The following is an 18,376-nucleotide window of genomic DNA, read 5'->3' as shown; positions in this document are numbered from 1 at the left end:
GCCGAGGAGTACGTCGGAGCGACGTGCGGGTCATCGGATGCGTTGTCGTATCGGATACATCTCTGTATCTTTTGGCGCGCCGTGCACACTCGTGCCCACCCGCTCATCGAGGAGCCGCCATGAGCACCGTGCCGCCCGCGCTCGCCGCCGCCGTCGGGCCGTTGCCCGACGGGGTCGTCCTGCCGCTGCCGCCCACCTTCGACTCGGTCGAGGAGGAGCGCCGGTACCGCAAGGAGCAACTCGCCGCCGGGTTCCGGATCTTCGGACGGTTCGGCTTCTCCGAGGGGGTCGCCGGGCACATCACCGTCCGCGATCCGGGAGACCCGAACGCCTTCTGGGTCAATCCCTTCGGGATGAGCTTCGGTCAGATCAAGGCCTCCGACCTGATCCTGGTGGACCACGAGGGGACCGTGCTCGAAGGGCGCAGGCCCGTGAACCGGGCCGCGTTCGTCATCCACTCACGGGTCCACGTGGCCCGGCCGGACGCGATCGCCGCCGCGCACTCCCACTCCCTGCACGGCAAGGCATTCTCCAGCCTCGGCATACCGCTCGACCCGATCACCCAGGACGCCTGCGCGTTCTTCGAGGACCACGGGATCTACGACGACTACCGGGGCGTGGTGAACGAGACCGAGGAGGGCGAGCGCGTCGCCAAGGCCCTGGGCGACCACAAGGCGGTGATCCTCAAGAACCACGGCCTGCTCACCGTCGGCCACTCCGTCGCCGAGGCCGTGTGGTGGTTCGTCACCATGGAGCGCTCGTGCCAGGCGCAGCTCCTCGCGATGGCGGCGGGCACGCCGCAGCTCATCGACCGGGAGACCGCCCTTCTCACCCGGGGGCAGATCGGCGGGCATCTGGCCGGCTGGTTCCAGGCCCGCCCGCTGTGGGATCAGATCACCGCGTCCGACCCGGACCTCTTCGACTGACCTGCCGGACCGGGACCGGGACCGACACCCTCGCCGGGGCGGGACTCGGGCCCCCGGCCCGGGATCTCGCGCGTCGACACCTCCAGGAGTGGAGCGAGGAACTGCCGTTCCAGGCTGCCCGGCGGCAGCTCCGCCGGTTCCACGTAGCTCTGCGCGAGACCGCCCTCCCGCAGGGCGATGAGGAGTCGCGCGAAACGGTCGGCGTCCACCGTCAGTTCACGCCCGGCCCGGCGCAGGACGAGGGTGAGGCCGCGGGCGATCTCGGCCCGCAGCCGCTCGTCGTGACGGGCCAGCACCCAGGCGGCCTGCGGGTCACGGATGGCGTGCAGGGTGAACTCGGTGGTCACCAGGTACCAGTCCCGCTCGTCCGGTTCGACGCGGGCGGCCAGCTCCGCGAGCCGGGTGAGGGTGTACTCCTCGGCCGTCAGCGCGTCGATCGCCTCGCCGAGCCGCCGCACGGTCCGGTCGCTGTGCTCGTCGAAGAGCGCGAGGAAGAGTTCTTCCTTGCTGGCGAAGTTCGAGTAGTACGCGCCCCGCGTATAGCCCGCCCGCTCGCAGATCTGCTCGATCGTCGTGGCGTGGAAGCCGTGCTCGGCGAAGGTCTCCAGGGCGGCCTTCAGGAGTGCCGCACGGGTACGGGGCCGCCGCCCGGTGACACCTTTCGGCACGGGTGCTCCCTCCTTCGTCGGGACCGCGTCCTGCGGCGGACGCCCACCCTACCGGCGACTCCATCCCGGGCACGGATGAGCACCGGCGGATAAAATTCACGCATGGGAGAGCGGCCCGTCGCGCCCGCGGCGCCAGATCTGGTCCTCGAGATCGACGGGGACGTGACACGTATGAACCCGAGCCGCGTCTATCGCATCGGGCGCGACCCCACCAGCGACATCGTCCTCGCGGACGCCCGGGCATCCTGGCACCACGCGGTGCTCAGCGCCTCCAACAGCCACTGGACCCTGGCGGACGAGGGCAGTACGAACGGCACCTACACGGACGGCCGACGGGTGGCCGGCACGAAGGAGGTGGGGGCCGGGACGGTCGTACGGTTCGGGCATCCCGAGGACGGGCCGCGCGCGGTGCTGTCGGCGGGCGGGCAGGCCGGTCCGGCGGAGCCGCGGGCCGCGGCCGTACGGGAGTCCCCGGCCCCACCGGAGCCCCCGGCGGCCGTACCGGCCGCGTCCGAACCTCTGGCCGCGCCGGAGCCTCCAGCCGTGTCGGAGGCCTCACCGGGGGTGGAAACACCGGCCGCGCCCGAGCCCGTGGCCGCCTCCGAGCCCGAGCCCCTGGCCGCCCACGCCCCCGTACCCGAACCCCTGGTCGTACCGGAGCCCCCGACCGAGCCCGAGCCCCGCCCCGAGCAGGAGCTACGGCCCGAGCCCGGGCCCCGGCCCGAGCAGGAGTTTCGGCCCGGTCCCCAGCCGGAACCCCAGCCCCACGGCGAAGCGACGCCCGGCGCCCCGTCCGGGTACGCGGCACCGCCCCGGCCGTCCTCCGTCTCGTACCCCGCCGCCACCGGCACGTTCCGGCGGCCGACCTCCGTCCGGCCGTTGCCGGCCCACAGCATCCGGATCGGCCGTGCCCCCGACAACGACGTCGTCGTCCCCGATCTCGTCGTCTCGCGGCGTCACGCCGAGCTCCGTGCCCACCCCGACGGCACGTACTGGATCCATGACCTCGGCAGCCACAACGGCACCTTCCTCAACGGCCGCCCCGTCGTCGACGCCCGCGTGACACCGGACGACATCGTCGGTGTCGGCCACTGCGCGTTCTGTCTGATCGGCGGGCAGCTCGTCGAGTTCACCGACACCGGCGAGGTCTCCCTCGACGTCCAGTCGCTCGCCGTCACCGTCGACCACGGCCGCAAGACGCTGCTCGACGAGGTGTCGTTCCCGGTCGGACAGAAGTGTCTGCTCGGCGTCGTCGGGCCGTCCGGTGCCGGGAAGTCGACGCTGCTGGGCGCGCTCACCGGCCAGCGCCCCGCCGACCGGGGCACCGTGCTCTACGACGGCCGTGACCTGTACCGGGACTACGCCGAGCTGCGGCAGCGCATCGGGCTCGTCCCGCAGGACGACATCCTGCACCTCCAGCTCACCGTGCGCCGGGCCCTCGGGTACGCCGCCGAGCTCCGCTTCCCCGAGGACACCGTGCCGGCCGAACGGCGGGCCCGGGTGGACGAGGTGATCCGGGAACTGGGCCTCGTGGAGCGCGCCGAGCAGCCGATCCACAGCCTCTCGGGCGGCCAGCGCAAGCGGGTGAGCGTGGCCCTCGAACTGCTCACCAAGCCGTCGCTGCTCTTCCTGGACGAGCCGACATCCGGTCTCGACCCGGGCATGGACCGGTCCGTGATGCACATGCTGCGCGGGCTCGCCGACGACGGGCGGACGGTCGTCGTGGTCACCCACAGCGTGCTCAGCCTCGACGTGTGCGACCGGCTGCTCGTGCTGGCGCCGGGCGGGCGGGTCGCCTACTACGGACCGCCCGGGGACAGTCTGGGCTTCTTCGGTTACGAGCAGTGGCCGGAGGCCTTCGAGGCCTTCGAGAACGACCGGGAACGCGACTGGGCCGGCCAGTACCGGTCGTCGCACTTCCAGCGCCGCTACATCACGGACGCGACGGCCCGCCCGGACGTCCCCGTCCCCGGCAGCGCCCCGGCATCGGCGGAGCCGGCCCCGCCGCCGAAGGCGCAGAGCTGGGGATCCCAGCTGCGGACCCTGGTGCGCCGGTACACGGCCGCGCTGTCCGCCGACCGCACCTTCCTCGCCATCATGATCGCGCTGCCGTTCGTGATGGGCGCGATGGCCCGGGCCCTGTCCGAGGGCAGTCTGAACCCCGAGTCGACCTTGAACGTGCTGCTCATCCTGTGTGTGGGCGGAGTGCTCACGGGCGCGGCGAACGCCGTGCGCGAGCTGGTCAAGGAACGCACGATCTACCGGCGCGAGAGAGCCGTGGGCCTGTCCCGCTCCGCGTATCTCGCCTCCAAGGTGGTGGTCCTCGGAGTCATCACGGTCGTCCAGGCGGTCGTGCTGACCCTGGTGGCCCTGATCGGCGTGCCGCTGAACGTGCCCGGCGGCAAGGGTGTCCTGATGCCCCCGCTCGTGGAGATCACCCTCGCCGTCGCGCTCCTGTCCTTCACGGCGATGATGCTCGGTCTGCTCGTCTCCGCCCTGGTCCGCAAGGAGGAGGTGACGATGCCCCTGCTCGTCCTCCTCGCCATCGTGCAGGTGGTGTTCTGCGGGGCGCTCCTGACCGTGCGGGGCACCCCGGTCCTGGAGCAGCTGGCCTGGCTGGTGCCCTCGCGCTGGGCGTTCGCGGCGATGGGGGCGACGATCGACATCGGGAAGGTCGCGCCGAGCGACAAGACGTCGGATCCGCTGATGGAGCACACGGCACAAGCCTGGTTGTTCGACATGGGCATGATGGTGGTGCTCTGTCTCGTCCTCGGCCTGGTCGTGGCGCGGCTGCTGCGCCGCCACGAGCCGGTCGTCATGCGGAGGTAGGCCGTGAGCGTCCCCGTATCCGAGTACGTGCCGGACTTCCGGCCCACCCATGTCGTGCCGCGGTCCGGTCTCGACACCTGGGAGGCGCCGGACCCGGGGCTGCCCACGACCCCGCTCGACGCGTTCCTTCCGGTGCGTCTGGAGGAGCGGGCCGGTGACTGGGGGCGGATCCTCTGCTCCAACGGCTGGACCGCGTGGGTCGACGCGCGGCTGCTCGTCGCCGTCCCGGACGACCCGCCGGCGGGCGGGCCGCTCACCCGGACCGCCGATCCCCGTCCGCTGATCGCCCGCGCCGAGGACGCGCTCGGCCGCTACCGGCGGGCGGCGGAGGAGCTGGGAGCGGGCCGTCTCGACGGCGAGAACTTCCGGCTCCGGACGCGCGGCCTGCGGGTGGGCATGGTCGTCGACGGCGAATCGGTGTGGCTGTACGACGCGGAGCACGAGCGCTGGGTGTACTGCGACGGCGTGGGACTGAGTACGTACGCGGCTTCGTCCACCCCTTCGGTGGCGGCGTCCCCCGGGCCGGCCGTGGGTCCCGGGCCCGCCGTCGGCTCGGGCGCCCCCGAGGAACCCGACGACGAACCGGCCGATGCCCCTCCGCCCGCACACGAGCCGACCCAGGTCGTCCTTCGGGGCGACCCCCCGGTGGCCGCCGAGCCACCGGCGCCGACGCAGGTCGCTCCCCGGGTGGATCCCGCCGCCGGGCCGCCGCCGACGCAGGTGGTGCCGCAGCCGGCCCCGGACCCCGCCGCCGGACCGCCGCCCACACAGGTCGTGGAGCGGCCGCCCGAACCGGCCGGTGAGGGCTGATGGCCGGCGCACCGCGCGACGAACCGGAGCTCCCCGCGGGCCGCCCCTCGGGGCTCCTCGGCAAGGAGATCGCGGGCTACCGCGTGGAGGGCGAGATCGGGCGCGGCGGGATGGCGGTCGTGTACCGGGCGCGCGACCTGCGGCTGGGCCGGACGGTGGCGCTGAAGCTGCTCGCCCCCGAGCTGGCCCGCAACGACACCTTCCGCAAACGCTTCGCCCACGAGTCACGGGTCGCCGCCTCGATCGACCACCCCCACATCGTGCCCGTCTTCGACGCGGGCGAGACGGAGGGCGTGCTCTACATCGCCATGCGGTACGTGGCAGGTCAGGACCTGCTGGCGCTGCTCGACCGCGAGGGGCCGCTGCCGCCGGCGAAGGCGGGCAGGATCGCCGTACAGGTGGCTTCCGCCCTGGACGCGGCGCACGCGCACGACCTGGTGCACCGGGACGTGAAGCCCGGCAACATCCTGGTGGCGGAGGGCACCGACCGTGACCACCCGGAACACGTCTACCTCACGGACTTCGGTCTGACGAAGAAGTCCTTGTCGCTGACGGGGTTCACGACGGTGGGCGAGTTCGTCGGCACGCTGGACTACGTGGCACCCGAGCAGATCTCGGGGAAGCCGGTGGACGGCCGGTGCGATGTGTACAGCCTGGCGTGCGTGGTGTTCGAGACGCTGGTGGGGGCACCGCCGTTCCGACGGGACACCGACTGGGCGGTGCTCTGGGCTCAGCAGTACGATCCGCCGCCACCGCTCTCCGAGGTGCGGCCGGGGCTGCCGGAGGCGGCGGACGCGGTGTTCGCCAAGGCTCTGGCGAAGACCCCGGAGGAGCGGTACGGGACGTGCCTGGAGTTCGTCGCCGAGCTGCGCAACGCACTGGTAGCGGGTGGGGAAGGGCCGGTCGTGACCAAGGGGCCCCAGCCGCTGGGGCCGCCGCGCGACCCGCCCGCCTGGGCGAAGGCGGTCTTCCACGAGCTGTAGGGAGGGCGGCGGTTCGCCGGAAGGCTGTGGCCGTGGAATGCGGTCACTCCGCTACGGAGTCGGAGTCGCCGGACGTCACTTTCCCGCGGAGTCACCGGGCGTCGAGGTTCCCGCGGAGTCACCGGGCGTCGCGGTCTCGACCTCGCCCTTGCGGTGCACCCGGCTCGCGAGCAGGCCGCCGAGGAAGCCGAAGAAGGCGCCCCAGAGGAGGGCGAGGCCGACCGTCTTCCAGATGTGGGGACGCAGGATCACTTCCCCGCCGAGGGAGTCGAGTTCACCGATGCCGAGCACCGAGAGGCCGAAGCGGGCCTCGACCAGGGTCAGCGGGACCGCGACCAGCATGGCCAGGGCGAACGCGATCCCCAGGTGCACCGCGTGCTGCCAGAGCTTGATCCTGGCCGGGGAGCGGACCGCCGCCACGAAGGCGGCGGCGAGGACGAGGACGGCGGCGACGGGAAGCAGCCACCAGGCGCGGCCGTCCTGCGCGGCGAGCGAGTTCAGGTCGATGGTCGAGAGGTCCGTGCTGTCGCCCGAACCGCCGCCCTGGCGCATGACGGCGTCGAGGACCTGCGGCATCGGCAGACCGAAGGGGCCGTCGACCCTGCCCTCCCAGGAACCGCCGATGCCCACGCCCAGGGCGAGCCAGGCGACGTTGGGCAGGCCGAGCAGGAGGACGGCGAGGGTTTCGGCGGCGTGCCCCTTGGTGGCCGCGACGACCACGCCGATGACCAGGCCGATGACCACGTAGGCGAGGAGCAGCAGGAGCATCGCGTACGCCGCGGGCCGTACCGGCTCGTGGTAGCGCACGAGCCGGGCCGGCAGCGGTGTCCTGCGGGAGACGAGAAGCGCGACGACGAGCACGCCGACGATCCACAGCAGCCCGTAGAAGAGCGTCGGCCCGACGTCGGTGCGGAATCCGACGGTGGGATTCACGGCGTCGAGGAGCTCGCCGAAGATGTCCATGAGCGAGCCCTGCTCGTCCCCGCCGCCGAGGGTGAGGGGGAATTCGTGCCGGGCGACGGCGGAGACGCCCGCGAGGGCGATCAGCCAGAGGACGACCGTGGTCACGGCGCGCAGCAGGAGTTCACGCGCGCTGGTCACGGCGTGGTGGCGCAGGGGCCGCAGAAAGCAGAAACCGGTGACCAGTGCGCCCACCAGGGTGACGGTGAGGGGCATGGCGGTCAGTTCGGCCTGGGTTCCGGCGAGGGCCCCGGCGTCGCCGGAGAGTTCGATCTTGCCGCCCGTGGCCATGACGACGACCGCGGCGAGGATGGCGGTGAAGCCCCGGGGCAGGTCGGCCGCGCCCGCGGCCCAGAGGCCGAGGCCCGCGGTGACGCCCATGGCGACGTACCCGGCGACGACGGCGGCCAGGGCCTGGAGGCCGACGCGGGCGAGGGACCCGGTGGAGGTCGCGGCGGGCCGCGTGGAGGTGGGGAGCCGACTGCTCACCCTGACCACGCTAGTACCGGTGACGGTCGTCCGCAGACCGGTGACGGTCCGACCGCAGCACCGGTGACGGTCCGACCGCAGTACCGGTGACGGTCCGACCGCACTGCCGGCGGTGGTCCGACCGCACTGCCGGCAGCGGTGGTTGCCGGGGCCGGTACTGGGGGCCGGTCGCTCGCCATGCCTGCGGGCGGTCGGCCGACCGCCCGCAGGACGGCTGTCCGGGCGTACCGCCGTCCGAGCGTCTCCGCTTGCGGGCGGGCGCCGTTCGGCGCACACAATGGGCCCGGAACGGAAGAAAGGGAAAAACGTGACTTCCCACCCGCCGTCCGGCCCTCCGTCGGTCCCTCCCGCAGGTCCCCCCTCCGGCCCCCTCTCGGGCCCGAGCACCCGCCCGGGGACCGGCGGTCCCCCACCGCCCCCCGGGCCGCCCCACGGAGGTTCGGGGGGCGGATCCGGCGGCGGCGGCGGTTCGTCGGGCGGCTCCGGCGGCGGCGGTTCGTCGGGCGGCTCCGGCGGTGGCTCCGGTGACGGAGGCGCCGGTGGCGGCGGCGCGGGCGCTCCCGGGAACGGCGGCCCCGGCAAGGGCCCCTGGTGGCGCTCCGTCCCCAAGGTCGCCTCGGTCACCGCCATCGTGGTCGCGGTCGCGGCCCTGGCCGTCGTCCTCACCAACCGCCCCGACGACAAGGGCGACACGGCGGGATCCGGTGGCGGCGAGGTCTTCCTCCAGAACGCGGCAGCCTCCGGCCCCGACCCGTTCACCCGGTCCACGGCCCGTGCGAACACCACGTCCGCCTCGCCGGCCTCGCTGCCTCCCCGGACCACCTCGGCCACCCCCGAGGTGTCGGGCTCGACGCCCGGTCTCTACGGCGGGACGCAGTCCGTGGCCAGCTGCGACGTGGAACAGCAGATCCGCTACCTCTCCGGCGAGCCCGCGAAGAACACCGCGTTCGCCTCCGTCCTGGGCATCTCCGCCAACGAGGTACCGGGCTATCTCCGCTCCCTGACCCCGCTGCAGCTCCGCGCCGACACCCGGGTCACGAACCACGGCTTCCGGAACGGCTCCGCCACCACGTACCAGGCGGTGCTCCAGTCCGGCACGGCCGTCCTGGTCGACAGCCGCGGGGTACCCCGGGTGCGCTGCGCGTGCGGCAACCCGCTGACCCAGCCGGTGGCGCAGAAGTCCCCGAAGACGACGGGAACGCCGTGGCAGGGGTTCAGCAACGACCAGGTGGTCGTCGTGGCGCCCTCCGTCACCGTCGTGAACGTCTTCGTGGTGTACGACCCCGAGGACGACAGCTGGTTCGCGCGACTTCACGGCGACCACGGCCAGCACGACAAGCCGACCCCGCCGCCTCCCCCGCCGGCCTCCCTGTCCCCCTCGGCCTCGAAGTCCCCGTCGACCTCCGCCTCCCCGTCCACCTCCTCGTCGTCGCCCGTGCCGTGCGTGACGGTCACCGGCACGGAGACCCCGACGCCGAGCAACGGGGTCACGCCGTCGCCGTGCCCTTCGACGCTCTCCCCCGCGCCGTCGACGTCGACGCCGTCCACGCCCGCGTCGGACACGACCCCGTCGACCGACACCTCCTCGCCCGACGAGTCGCCCGACTCCTCGCCGCCGACCCAGTCGTCGGGTCCCGAGTCCGCTCCCGTCACGGACGGTCCGGCGGATCTGACCACCAGCCAGTCGGCCTCGGGCAGTTCCCCGGCGAACGTCGCACCGCTGTCGCCCCCGGCGGACTCGGCGCCGAACCCGGGCTCCGTCCCGGTGCCGGCCCACGGTCCGGGCGCGGCGCCGTGGTCCGCCGCCGGGTCGGACCGTCAGCCGTTGGCCTGATCGAGCTCCACGAGACGTACCCCCGTGCCGGTCGGTCCCCTTCGACCGGGTGCGGGGGTACGGGCGTTCCCGCGCAGCACCCGGGCCTCGACCGGCACGGTCGGCACCGGGCCGGTCGGCCACCCGGCGGAACGAAGGGCCCTGAGCCAGGTTCCGAGCGGCAGGGGCCGGGTCGCCCGCTCCTCCGCACGCTGCTGCCACATCCGCTCGTCACGGTCGGTGAAGTGTCCGGACATCGGTCGTCCCCTTTCCCTTGTGGAAGGCGGCCACCAGGCCACTGGAAAGGAGTCTGTAGTCTTATTGGCCTGGACAGCAGAGCCAATAAGGAGTGATTGGCATGGCCGTGGCACGCGTGGTCCATACAGCGGACCGGACCCTGACGGGCCGCCAGCTCGCGTCGCTCCTCACCCCTCCCCCCGAGGGCCGGTTCGGCTACCGCGAGCTCGCACGGGCCGTACGCGAGGCCCTGCTCGACGGCCGGGTGGCCCTGCGGCTGCGGCTGCCCGCCGAGCGGGAGCTCGCCGCGGTGCTTGCCGTGAGCCGGACGACGATCACCGGGGCGTACGACCTCCTCCGGGAGAGCGGGTACGCGCACAGCCGGCGCGGCGCGGGCACCTGGACCGCGCTCCCGGAGGGCCAGGCACCGGCCTCCCTCGGCGGCTTCCTCGGTGACGCCGGGACGGCCGTCGACCTCGCCCTGGCCGCACCGGAGGCCCCGGCCGAGGAGCTCTCCGCCGCCCTCACGTCGGCCGCGGCGGAGCTCCCCCGCTACGCCGGCGCACAGGGCTACCACCCGTACGGGCTGCCCGCGCTGCGCGCGGCCGTCGCCGAGCGCTACACCGCCCGGGGCCTGTCGACCCGCCCCGAACAGATCCTCGTCACCACGGGTGCGCAGCAGGCTCTGTCACTGGTGCTCACCCTGCTCGGCCGGGCCGGTGACCGGGTTCTCGCCGAGAACCCCTCGTACACCAACGCGCTCGACGCGATGCGGGGCCGCATGCTCCGCATCACCCCGGTACCGGTCACCGAGGCGGGCTGGGACACCGGTCTCGTCGACGCGGCACTCCGGCAGACCGCGCCCCGGCTGGCCTATCTGATCCCGGACTTCCACAATCCGACGGGCCACCTGATGCCGCAGGAGCAGCGCCGGGACATCGCTCGGGCGGCGCGGGCCACCGGGACCTGGCTGGTGGTGGACGAGACGCTGACGGACATGGCCCTGGACGTGCCGGCTCCGCTGCCCTTCGCGGCGACCGCCGCCGGGGGTGACGGCGAGCAGATCGTCTCCGTCGGCTCGCTGAGCAAGAGCTGCTGGGGCGGTCTGCGGGTCGGCTGGGTTCGGGCCTCGTCCCGGGTCGTGACCGAGCTGGCGCGGGTACGGATCACCGCCGACCTGTCGGGTTCCGTGCTCGACCAGCTCGTGGCCGTCGCCCTGATGGAGCGCCTCGACGTGATCCTGCCGAAGCGCGTCGGGCAACTGCGGCTGCGCCGCGACGCCCTGATCTCCGCCCTGGCCCGCCATGTGCCCGAATGGCGGTGGACGGTGCCGCCGGGCGGGATGTGCCTGTGGATCGACCTGGGCCGCCCGGGCGCTTCCGCCCTCGCGGCCCGCGCCCTGCGGCACGGGGTGCGGGTGGAGGGCGGCGCCCGGTTCGGTGTGGACCCGGGAACCCACGAGCACCGGCTGCGCATCCCGTACACCCTGCCGGAGGAGGTGTACGAGCCGGCGGCGGAGCGCCTCGCGGCGGCCCTCGACGGCGCCCCGGGGGTCTTCACGGACCCGGCGGCGCCGGACTGGGTGGCCTGAGGGGCGCGTACGCGGCCGCCCGCCTGCGCGCAGCGCGTACGCGGCCGCCGTCTGCGCGCGCTCGGTCACCACCTTATTCGGATGCCCGTCCGCGAGGGTGCCTGTACGGTCCACCGAGTGGAACCATTGACCGACAAACAGATCCGCTCGTCCTTCGTGAACTGCACCAAGGGCGAGGCGGCACGCCTCAAGCTGCCGCTCGACTTCGCCGAACTCCCCTGGGAAGAGCTGGACTTCCTCGGCTGGGTCGACCCGGGTGCGCCGCTCCGCGCGCATCTGGTCGTCCCGCGCGAGGACGGGCCGGTGGGGGTGACCCTGCGGGTGCCGGCCTCCGGCCGGACCAGCGCCGTGAAGTCGAGCATGTGCCAGGTCTGTCTGACCGGGCACGCCTCCTCGGGCGTCATGCTGCTCGTCGCGCCGCTCGCCGGGGCCCGCGGACGCGAGGGGAACACGGTCGGCATCTATCTCTGCGCCGACCTGGCCTGCTCCCTGTACGTCCGGGGCAAGCGGCAGCCGAAGCTGCGCGGCAGCCGCCACGAGGAGTCCCTCACCCTCGACGAGCAGGTCGCCCGTCTGACGGGCAACCTGGACGCCTTCGTCGACCGGGTGACGTCGGGCTGAGCGACCGTGGCGCCTCCGCTCAGCGGAAGGCCTGCTCGCCGGTGAGCGCCTTGCCGATGACCAGGGAGTGGACCTCGCTCGTGCCCTCGTAGGTGAGGACCGACTCCAGGTTGTTGGCGTGGCGCAGCACCGGGTACTCCAGGGTGATGCCGTTGGCGCCCAGGATCGTGCGGCACTCGCGGGCGATGGCGATGGCCTCGCGGACGTTGTTCAGCTTGCCGACGCTGACCTGCTCGGCGGTGAGCGCACCCGCGTCCTTGAGCCGCCCCAGGTGGAGGGCGAGCAGCATGCCCTTGCCGAGCTCGACGGACATGTCGGCGAGCTTCTGCTGGGTCAGCTGGTACGAGGCGAGGGAGCGCGCGAAGACGATGCGGTCGCGGGCGTACGAGATCGCCGTCTCCAGGCAGTCGCGGGCGGCGCCGAGCGCGCCGAAGACGATGCCGAAGCGGGCCTCGTTGAGGCAGCCGAGCGGGCCGGAGAGGCCCCGGGCCTCCGGGAGCATCGCGTCGGCCGGGAGACGCACGTCCTCCATGACCAGTTCGCTGGTGACGCTCGCCCGCAGCGACAGCTTCATCTTGATCTCCGGGGCGCTGAACCCGGGGGTGCCGGCCGGGACGAGGAAGCCCCGTACGCCGTCCTCGGTGCGGGCCCAGACGACGGCGACATCGGCCACCGAACCGTTGGTGATCCACATCTTGGTGCCGTTGAGGATCCAGTCGGAGCCGTCCCGCTTGGCGTGGGTGCGCATGGCGCCCGGGTCCGAGCCGGCGTCGGGCTCGGTGAGGCCGAAGCAGCCGATGTACTCACCGGCCGCCATCTTCGGCAGCCAGCGCTGCTTCTGCTCCTCGGAGCCGTACTTCCAGATCGCGTACATGGCGAGCGAACCCTGTACGGAGACGAGGGAGCGGAGTCCGGAGTCGACCGCCTCCAGCTCCAGACAGGCGAGGCCGTACGCGACGGAGTTGGTGCCCGCGCAGCCGTAGCCCTCCAGGTGCATGCCGAGCACGCCGATGCCGCCGAGGGTGCGGGCGAGTTCACGGGCGGGGATCTCGCCCTTCTCGAACCAGCCGGCGACGTGCGGGCGCAGCTCGCGGTCGGCGACGGCGCGCACGGTGCGGCGGATCTCGCGCTCCTCGTCGGTCAGCAGTCCGTCGACGGCGAGCAGGTCGAAGGGATGGACGGGTGCGGTGCTTGACGGCGACGACGACTGCGACGACTTCACGGACGGCCTCCTGGCGGCTGTGGCGACTCGGCGAGCCGAAGCGTAGCCGTAGATCGGATATTGGATCCAGTATTGAAAATCCGATGTCCGCGCCCTACGGTCCGACTGGATCCGATCGCCAGTGAGGGAGAGCGGAATGCGCGCAGATCAGCCGGGTACGCCGACGGCGGGCGCCCTGTCCGGGATCGTCGTCGCCGACTTCGGCCGGGTCCTCGCGGGGCCGTACATGACGATGCTCCTCGCCGACCTGGGTGCGGACGTGATCAAGATCGAGCGGCCCGGCTCCGGCGACGACACGCGCGCGTGGGGGCCGCCGTTCGCCGACGGCCGGGCGACGTACTTCCTCGGGGTGAACCGCAACAAGCGCTCCGTCGCCCTCGACCTCACGGACCCCGAGGACGTGGCGGCGGCGCGGGCGATCGTGGACCGCGCGGACGTCCTGGTGGAGAACTTCCGCCCGGGCACCATGGAGAGGCTCGGCCTCGGCTACGAGGACGTACGGACGTCCAATCCCGGGCTCGTGTACTGCTCGGTGACCGGCTTCGGCGCCGCGGAGGGTGCGCGGCTGCCCGGCTACGACCTGCTCGTCCAGGCCATGGGCGGACTCATGAGCGTGACCGGCGAGCCGGACGGGCAGGGGACGAAGGCGGGAGTGGCCCTGGTCGACGTCATCACCGGCCTTCACGCGGGCCTCGGCGTCCTCGCCGCCCTCCGGCACCGTGACAGGACCGGCGAGGGTCAGCGGGTCGAGGTCTCGCTGCTCTCCTCCCTCCTCTCGGCGCTCACCAACCAGGCCGCCGCCCATCTCGGGGCCGGCGTCGTGCCGCGCGCGATGGGCAACCGGCACCCGAGCATCGCCCCGTACGAGGTGTTCGAGGCGGAGGACCGGCCGATGGTCCTCGCCGTGGGCAACGACCGGCAGTTCCGGACCCTGTGCGAGCGGCTCGGTCTTGCCGGGCTCGCCGAGGACCCCCGCTTCGCGACCAACACGGCCCGGGTCGCGCACCGGGAGGAGCTGGTCGCGGCCCTCGCCGGGCCGCTGGGCACCCGCACCGCCGACAGCTGGTTCGAGGAACTCACCGCGGCCGGGGTGCCGTGCGGGCCGATCAACGACCTGGCCGCCGCGTTCGACCTGGCCGAGCGGCTGGGCCTCGCCCCCCGGGTCCCGGAGTCCGCGGCCGGCCCGGGTCAGGTCGCCCACCCGATCCGGCTCGACGCCACCCCGGCCACGTACCGCTCCGCTCCCCCGGGCCTGGGCGAACACACGCAGGACCTGTCGGCCCCGCCGCGGGACGGGACGGCCCGCGGGCGGAACCCGTAGTCCCGCGCGCATAGGAAGATGGTCGGCACCGGCGGAGAGATCCACCGGTGGGCAATGCGAGGGAAACGGAAGGTCACAGGCGATGAGCAGCGCGGTGCAGAAGCGGCGGCCGCAGACCGCCCAGCAGTTCGTCCTGGAGGAACTGCGGCGCGCCATCACCAGCGGGGAGCTCAGGCCCGGCGGGCAGATCCGTCAGGACGCCCTCGCGGCCCGGTTCGAGGTGAGCCGGGTGCCGCTGCGCGAGGCCCTGAAGGCCCTGGAGGCCGAGGGTCTCGTCGTCCATCACATACACCGGGGCTACTTCGTCGCGGAGCTCTCGCTCGCCGACCTGGAGGAGATCTACCGGATCCGCGAACTCCTGGAGACCGAGGCGGTCCGCACGGCGGTGCGTCGGATGCCGGACGGCATCGTGGCCGCCCTCGAACGCATCCAGCGCGAGGTGGAACGGGCCGCCGACGAGGGCGACGTGCCGGCGATGGCCGCCGCGAACCGGCTCTTCCACTTCACGCTCGTCGAGGCCTCGGAGATGCCGCGCCTGGTCCGCCTGATCGCCACCCTGTGGGACTCCACCGACGCGTACCGCTCGCTCTACTACACGGAGGACCCGCACCGGAAGCAGGCCGTGCGCGAGCACCGTGCGGTCATCTCCGCCCTCCGCCAGGGCGACGAGGAGGCCACGGTCCGGTGGCTCGACGAACACCGCGCCCACGCGGTGGCGGCCCTGCGGGAGGTGCTGGCCCCGGAGCGGTCGGGAGCGGGGCCGGAGGAAGGCTGAGCCCGGCCCGGGAGCCGAGGCCGAGCACGGCCCGGGACGGCGGACGAGCCTGAGCCGGTCCCGGACCGGCGCCGAGCCGATCCGGGACCGGTGGTCAGTCCGAGGCGGCGACGGGCTTGCGGCCGCCCGCGCGGCGGTGGCCGCCGCCCAGCACGAGGAGCACCGACACGATCGCCAGGGCCCAGGGCGCGCCGCCGGTCGCGTACAGAGGATCGGTGAACATGCTCGCGGCGGCGAGCCCCAGGAAGGCTCCCGAGGCCACCAGGCCCGTGCCCGCGGGCATGGGACCCGCCGTACGCCAGTTCCTGCGCGGGATCCACAGCCGCAACAGGTCCACGACGACCGCCAGGGACACCAGACGGGCCGTGACGCCGAACCACAACGGGGTGGCGTCGGTCTCTCCCGCGCCCAGCACCGTCGTCATGGCGAAGAGCGCGACGGGGACGAGCCAGCCGAAGCTCGCCCGGGCACCCGGCTCCTGGGCGACGCCGGCGACGTCCGCGTCCTTCGACCCGGATTCCGGGGAGTCCGAGGCCCCCGGGCCGGAACTGCCGGAGCGGCGGGCCGGAACGACCGGCGGTACCGCCGGTGCGGCGCGCATCGCCCCGGACCGCGCCCGGCGGTCGCGCAACCCCAGATCGCCGTACCGGTGGACATGGGCTGCCAGCTCCGCCTGAAGGGCGAGCAGCCGCTCCCCCATCGCGTCGAACTCGGCCCTTCGCCGGTCGGCCTCCTCCTGCCTCTCGTGCTCGACGCCGGTCAGCGCTTCCCGCTTCTCCGCGTACACCTCCTCGACTTCCGCGCACGCGGCCTCCGCCGTCCTGGGAACCTCGGCCAGTTCCCCCTGGAGGCGGATCCGCTCGTTCTCGATGATCTCCTCGATGCGATGCCGCTCGTCGGCCGGGAGCTCGTGCGGCGCCCGGGCCTCCGCCCGGGCCACGGCAGCCTTCCGCCACTCCACGAGCGGCCGGCCGCGGTGCTCGCCGATGCCGTTGATGTGGACCTTCCGCCCCTGCGTGCGGTGGATGTACAGCACGTCGCCGCCACGGCCGTTGGGGGCCTTGCCCCAGCTGACGCGCCGGAAGTCGGCGGCCGTCGTGATGCCCTGGGCCGCCAGGTCGCGGACGAGTCCGCTGCCGATGCCGTTCACCTGGCTCGCGGTCAGACGCGTACCGCGCAGCGACTGTTCGATCGACGTGCGCCGCAGCACGGCGAGGGCCTGGCGCTCCCGGCCGGCGCGCTTGCCGTCCAGGCCGTTCAGCTTGTTCGTCAGCGACCGTTCACGTCGGGTGCGCTTCTCGTGGATGCGGTGCAGGGCCTTGCCGCGCCGCGCGTCGGCCCGGTCCCGGTCCCCGGCCTCGCGCTGAAGTCGCCTCCGGTCCGCGAGTTCGAACGGGCGCCGCGCCGTCAGCAGCCTTCGGTGAGCACGGATCGACTCGACGATCCGCCGGCGCTCGGCGCGTATCTCGGCCCGCTGGGGAGCCTGGAGGGAGGTGGTGCTGTCGATCACAGAGGCACTCTTCGGGAAGTGGCGCGGTCAGGGGGTCTCATTATGGCCATCGGTGAACTCGATGACATGACTCCGCCCCCCTCGGTTCCTCTGTGCTCGGTGTCCGCAACCGCCGGGCCGAGTGGCGCGTCTTCGCCCCTGTCGGCCGGTGGACGGTCGGCGGGATCCGGCAAGGGGGAACCTGCGGTGAACAGAACCAGGAGCTGGTCGGCACGCGGAGCATGGCTGGTCGCGGCCCTCGCACTGGCCGCGGGTGCGGTGGGGTGCCAGGACTCGAACGGCAGTGGTACGGGTTCGGGGACCGGGCCCGGGAAGCCCGCCGCTTCCTCGAAGGCGCCCGGCGACACCCCGGGTGCGGGTACGGACAAGGGGAAGGGCAAGAGAAAGGAATCGGCCACGCCGTCACCGGACTCCTCGAAGGAGCCCGGCCCCACGAAGAAGCCGGGTTCCACCAAGAAGCCCGGCGGCGGCGACGCGGCCGGAGCGCTCACCTGCGACCTGTTGCGGAACGCAGAGTTGCAGAACTCGTCCTTCCGGTTCCCCGACGCCCCCGAGGGGACCATCGCCTTCACGGACGGCCGTTGGGAGGGGGACGGCGTGGTGGTCGAGCTCCAGCCGCAGTGCGGCATCGGGGACATGACCGGTGACCCGGCGGCGGACGCCGTGGCCGCCGTCAAGGTCACCACCGGGGGCACGGGCCGCTTCTTCGGCCTCGTCACCTGGCGGAACGACGGCGGGACTCCCGTACCCGCCGCCGTGGCCTCGCTCGGCGACCGCACGCCGGTGGTGTCGATCGACGTCTCCTCCCCCGCGGCACGCCAGGCGACGGTCGTCTACCTCACGCGCGGGGACGACGATCCGGCGGCCGTGGTGAACCTCCGCCGCACGGCCGTCTACCGGGTGGCGGAGCCCGCCATGGCCGAACTCCACCACAGCGACGCGCCGTACACCCCCTGACCCATCCCCTGGGCAGGCGCCGGGTCCCGTGTCCCCCCACCTAAATCGGATGCCGGGAGCCCTGGACGACTCCTAGGCTCCTCGGCATGCATCACGGGGGATTAATCAACGTAGTCGACGTCGAGGCCACCTGCTGGGACCGCGAGCGGCCGCCCGGCGCGGTCAGCGAGATCATCGAGATCGGGCTGACCGTGGTCGACCCGGCCGCCGGCGAGCGGGTCTCCCGGCACCGGATCCTGGTCCGGCCGGCCCGCTCGCGCGTCAGCGCGTTCTGCACCGAACTGACCGGGCTCACCCAGGAGGAGGTCGACACCGGCCTGGACTTCGCCGCCGCCTGCCGGCTGCTCGCGACCACGTACGAGGCCGGCAGGCGCCCGTGGGCGAGCTGGGGCGACTACGACCGCAACCAGTTCACCCGTCAGTGCCGGGTCACCGGCACCCCGTACCCCTTCGGGCGTCACCACACCAACGCCAAGGCCGTGTTCACCGAGGCGTACGGACTGTCCAGGCGTCCCGGCATGGCGCGCGCCCTGGAGTTCGCGGGTCTGCCCCTCGAAGGACGACACCACCGGGGCGAGGACGACGCGTGGAACATCGCGGCGCTCGTCCTTCTGCTCTCGGGTCGCGGCGCCTGGCCGACGCCGGGGGGCCGGGGCCGTTCCGT

General features: G+C 73.2%; 15 protein-coding genes and 1 pseudogene. 11 read left to right on the top strand and 5 right to left on the bottom strand.

Annotation, left to right across the window (positions count from 1 at the left end; genetic code table 11):
- Positions 1-119: 119 nt before the first annotated feature.
- Entirely contained in the window at positions 120-926 is an 807-nt protein-coding gene (locus ACH4MY_RS09205; protein WP_397999760.1) for a class II aldolase/adducin family protein, read from the top strand.
- Here ACH4MY_RS09205 and ACH4MY_RS09200 read toward each other — a convergent pair.
- On the bottom strand, positions 890-1,594 hold the full coding sequence (locus ACH4MY_RS09200) for a TetR/AcrR family transcriptional regulator (protein WP_397999758.1): 705 nt from the start codon (positions 1,592-1,594) through the stop codon (positions 890-892). The two genes, ACH4MY_RS09205 and ACH4MY_RS09200, sit on opposite strands and share 37 nt — an antisense overlap.
- A gap of 102 nt (positions 1,595-1,696) precedes the next feature.
- Between ACH4MY_RS09200 and ACH4MY_RS09195 the strand changes: the two genes are divergently transcribed.
- Genes ACH4MY_RS09195 through ACH4MY_RS09185 form a run of 3 tightly spaced genes read left to right on the top strand, consistent with a single transcriptional unit; the run spans position 1,697 to position 6,216 of the window.
- A complete protein-coding gene (locus tag ACH4MY_RS09195; protein ID WP_397999756.1) occupies positions 1,697-4,423 on the top strand; it encodes an FHA domain-containing protein in 2,727 nt (908 codons plus the stop codon).
- A gap of 3 nt (positions 4,424-4,426) precedes the next feature.
- Positions 4,427-5,233: a hypothetical protein gene (locus ACH4MY_RS09190; protein WP_397999753.1), complete on the top strand. Its 807-nt coding sequence runs from the start codon at positions 4,427-4,429 to the stop codon at positions 5,231-5,233.
- Positions 5,233-6,216 (top strand): serine/threonine-protein kinase, encoded by a 984-nt coding sequence (locus ACH4MY_RS09185; RefSeq protein WP_397999751.1) that lies wholly within the window; start codon positions 5,233-5,235, stop codon positions 6,214-6,216. Before ACH4MY_RS09190 ends, ACH4MY_RS09185 begins: the two co-directional genes overlap by 1 nt.
- A gap of 75 nt (positions 6,217-6,291) precedes the next feature.
- Here the strand turns inward: ACH4MY_RS09185 and ACH4MY_RS09180 are convergent, their stop codons facing one another.
- Positions 6,292-7,665: a streptophobe family protein gene (locus ACH4MY_RS09180; protein WP_397999748.1), complete on the bottom strand. Its 1,374-nt coding sequence runs from the start codon at positions 7,663-7,665 to the stop codon at positions 6,292-6,294.
- A gap of 307 nt (positions 7,666-7,972) precedes the next feature.
- Between ACH4MY_RS09180 and ACH4MY_RS09175 the strand changes: the two genes are divergently transcribed.
- On the top strand, positions 7,973-9,499 hold the full coding sequence (locus ACH4MY_RS09175) for a DUF6777 domain-containing protein (RefSeq protein WP_397999746.1): 1,527 nt from the start codon (positions 7,973-7,975) through the stop codon (positions 9,497-9,499).
- Here the strand turns inward: ACH4MY_RS09175 and ACH4MY_RS09170 are convergent.
- Complete coding sequence (locus ACH4MY_RS09170) at positions 9,484-9,735, bottom strand: hypothetical protein (RefSeq protein WP_397999743.1); 252 nt, start codon at positions 9,733-9,735, stop codon at positions 9,484-9,486. The genes ACH4MY_RS09175 and ACH4MY_RS09170 overlap by 16 nt on opposite strands.
- A 101-nt stretch (positions 9,736-9,836) precedes the next feature.
- Here ACH4MY_RS09170 and ACH4MY_RS09165 point away from each other — a divergent pair, with 101 nt between their 5' ends.
- A complete protein-coding gene (locus ACH4MY_RS09165) occupies positions 9,837-11,306 on the top strand; it encodes a PLP-dependent aminotransferase family protein (RefSeq protein ID WP_397999741.1) in 1,470 nt (489 codons plus the stop codon).
- A 117-nt stretch (positions 11,307-11,423) separates the two neighbouring features.
- A complete protein-coding gene (locus ACH4MY_RS09160; RefSeq protein WP_397999739.1) occupies positions 11,424-11,927 on the top strand; it encodes an FBP domain-containing protein in 504 nt (167 codons plus the stop codon).
- A 19-nt stretch (positions 11,928-11,946) separates the two neighbouring features.
- Here the strand turns inward: ACH4MY_RS09160 and ACH4MY_RS09155 are convergent, their stop codons facing one another.
- Positions 11,947-13,149 carry an acyl-CoA dehydrogenase family protein gene (locus tag ACH4MY_RS09155; RefSeq protein ID WP_397999736.1) on the bottom strand — a complete coding sequence of 401 codons (1,203 nt, stop codon included), beginning with the start codon at positions 13,147-13,149 and terminating at the stop codon, positions 11,947-11,949.
- A 136-nt stretch (positions 13,150-13,285) separates the two neighbouring features.
- On the opposite strand from ACH4MY_RS09155, the gene ACH4MY_RS09150 reads away from it, so the two are divergent.
- Together ACH4MY_RS09150 and ACH4MY_RS09145 are read left to right on the top strand one after the other, a co-directional pair.
- A complete protein-coding gene (locus tag ACH4MY_RS09150) occupies positions 13,286-14,470 on the top strand; it encodes a CaiB/BaiF CoA transferase family protein (RefSeq protein WP_397999734.1) in 1,185 nt (394 codons plus the stop codon).
- 82 nt (positions 14,471-14,552) lie between these two features.
- Positions 14,553-15,245: a GntR family transcriptional regulator gene (locus ACH4MY_RS09145; protein WP_397999731.1), complete on the top strand. Its 693-nt coding sequence runs from the start codon at positions 14,553-14,555 to the stop codon at positions 15,243-15,245.
- A 94-nt stretch (positions 15,246-15,339) separates the two neighbouring features.
- On the opposite strand, the gene ACH4MY_RS09140 is transcribed toward ACH4MY_RS09145, so the two are convergent.
- Positions 15,340-16,755, bottom strand: coding sequence for a hypothetical protein (locus ACH4MY_RS09140; protein ID WP_397999730.1), 1,416 nt, complete (start codon positions 16,753-16,755; stop codon positions 15,340-15,342).
- Positions 16,756-16,941: 186 nt separating this feature from the next.
- Between ACH4MY_RS09140 and ACH4MY_RS09135 the strand changes: the two genes are divergently transcribed.
- Both ACH4MY_RS09135 and ACH4MY_RS09130 read left to right on the top strand, forming a co-directional pair.
- Positions 16,942-17,712 carry a hypothetical protein gene (locus ACH4MY_RS09135; RefSeq protein WP_397999727.1) on the top strand — a complete coding sequence of 257 codons (771 nt, stop codon included), beginning with the start codon at positions 16,942-16,944 and terminating at the stop codon, positions 17,710-17,712.
- 86 nt (positions 17,713-17,798) lie between these two features.
- Positions 17,799-18,356: pseudogene (locus tag ACH4MY_RS09130) on the top strand (exonuclease domain-containing protein); the annotation flags it as partial.
- Positions 18,357-18,376 lie beyond the last annotated feature (20 nt).

Origin of the sequence: Streptomyces sp. NPDC017246, assembly GCF_044331325.1 — a bacterium.
Taxonomy (GTDB): Bacteria; Actinomycetota; Actinomycetes; order Streptomycetales; family Streptomycetaceae; genus Streptomyces.
Note: the sequence above shows the minus strand (reverse complement) of the source record. Positions and strands in the feature narration are given on the sequence as shown.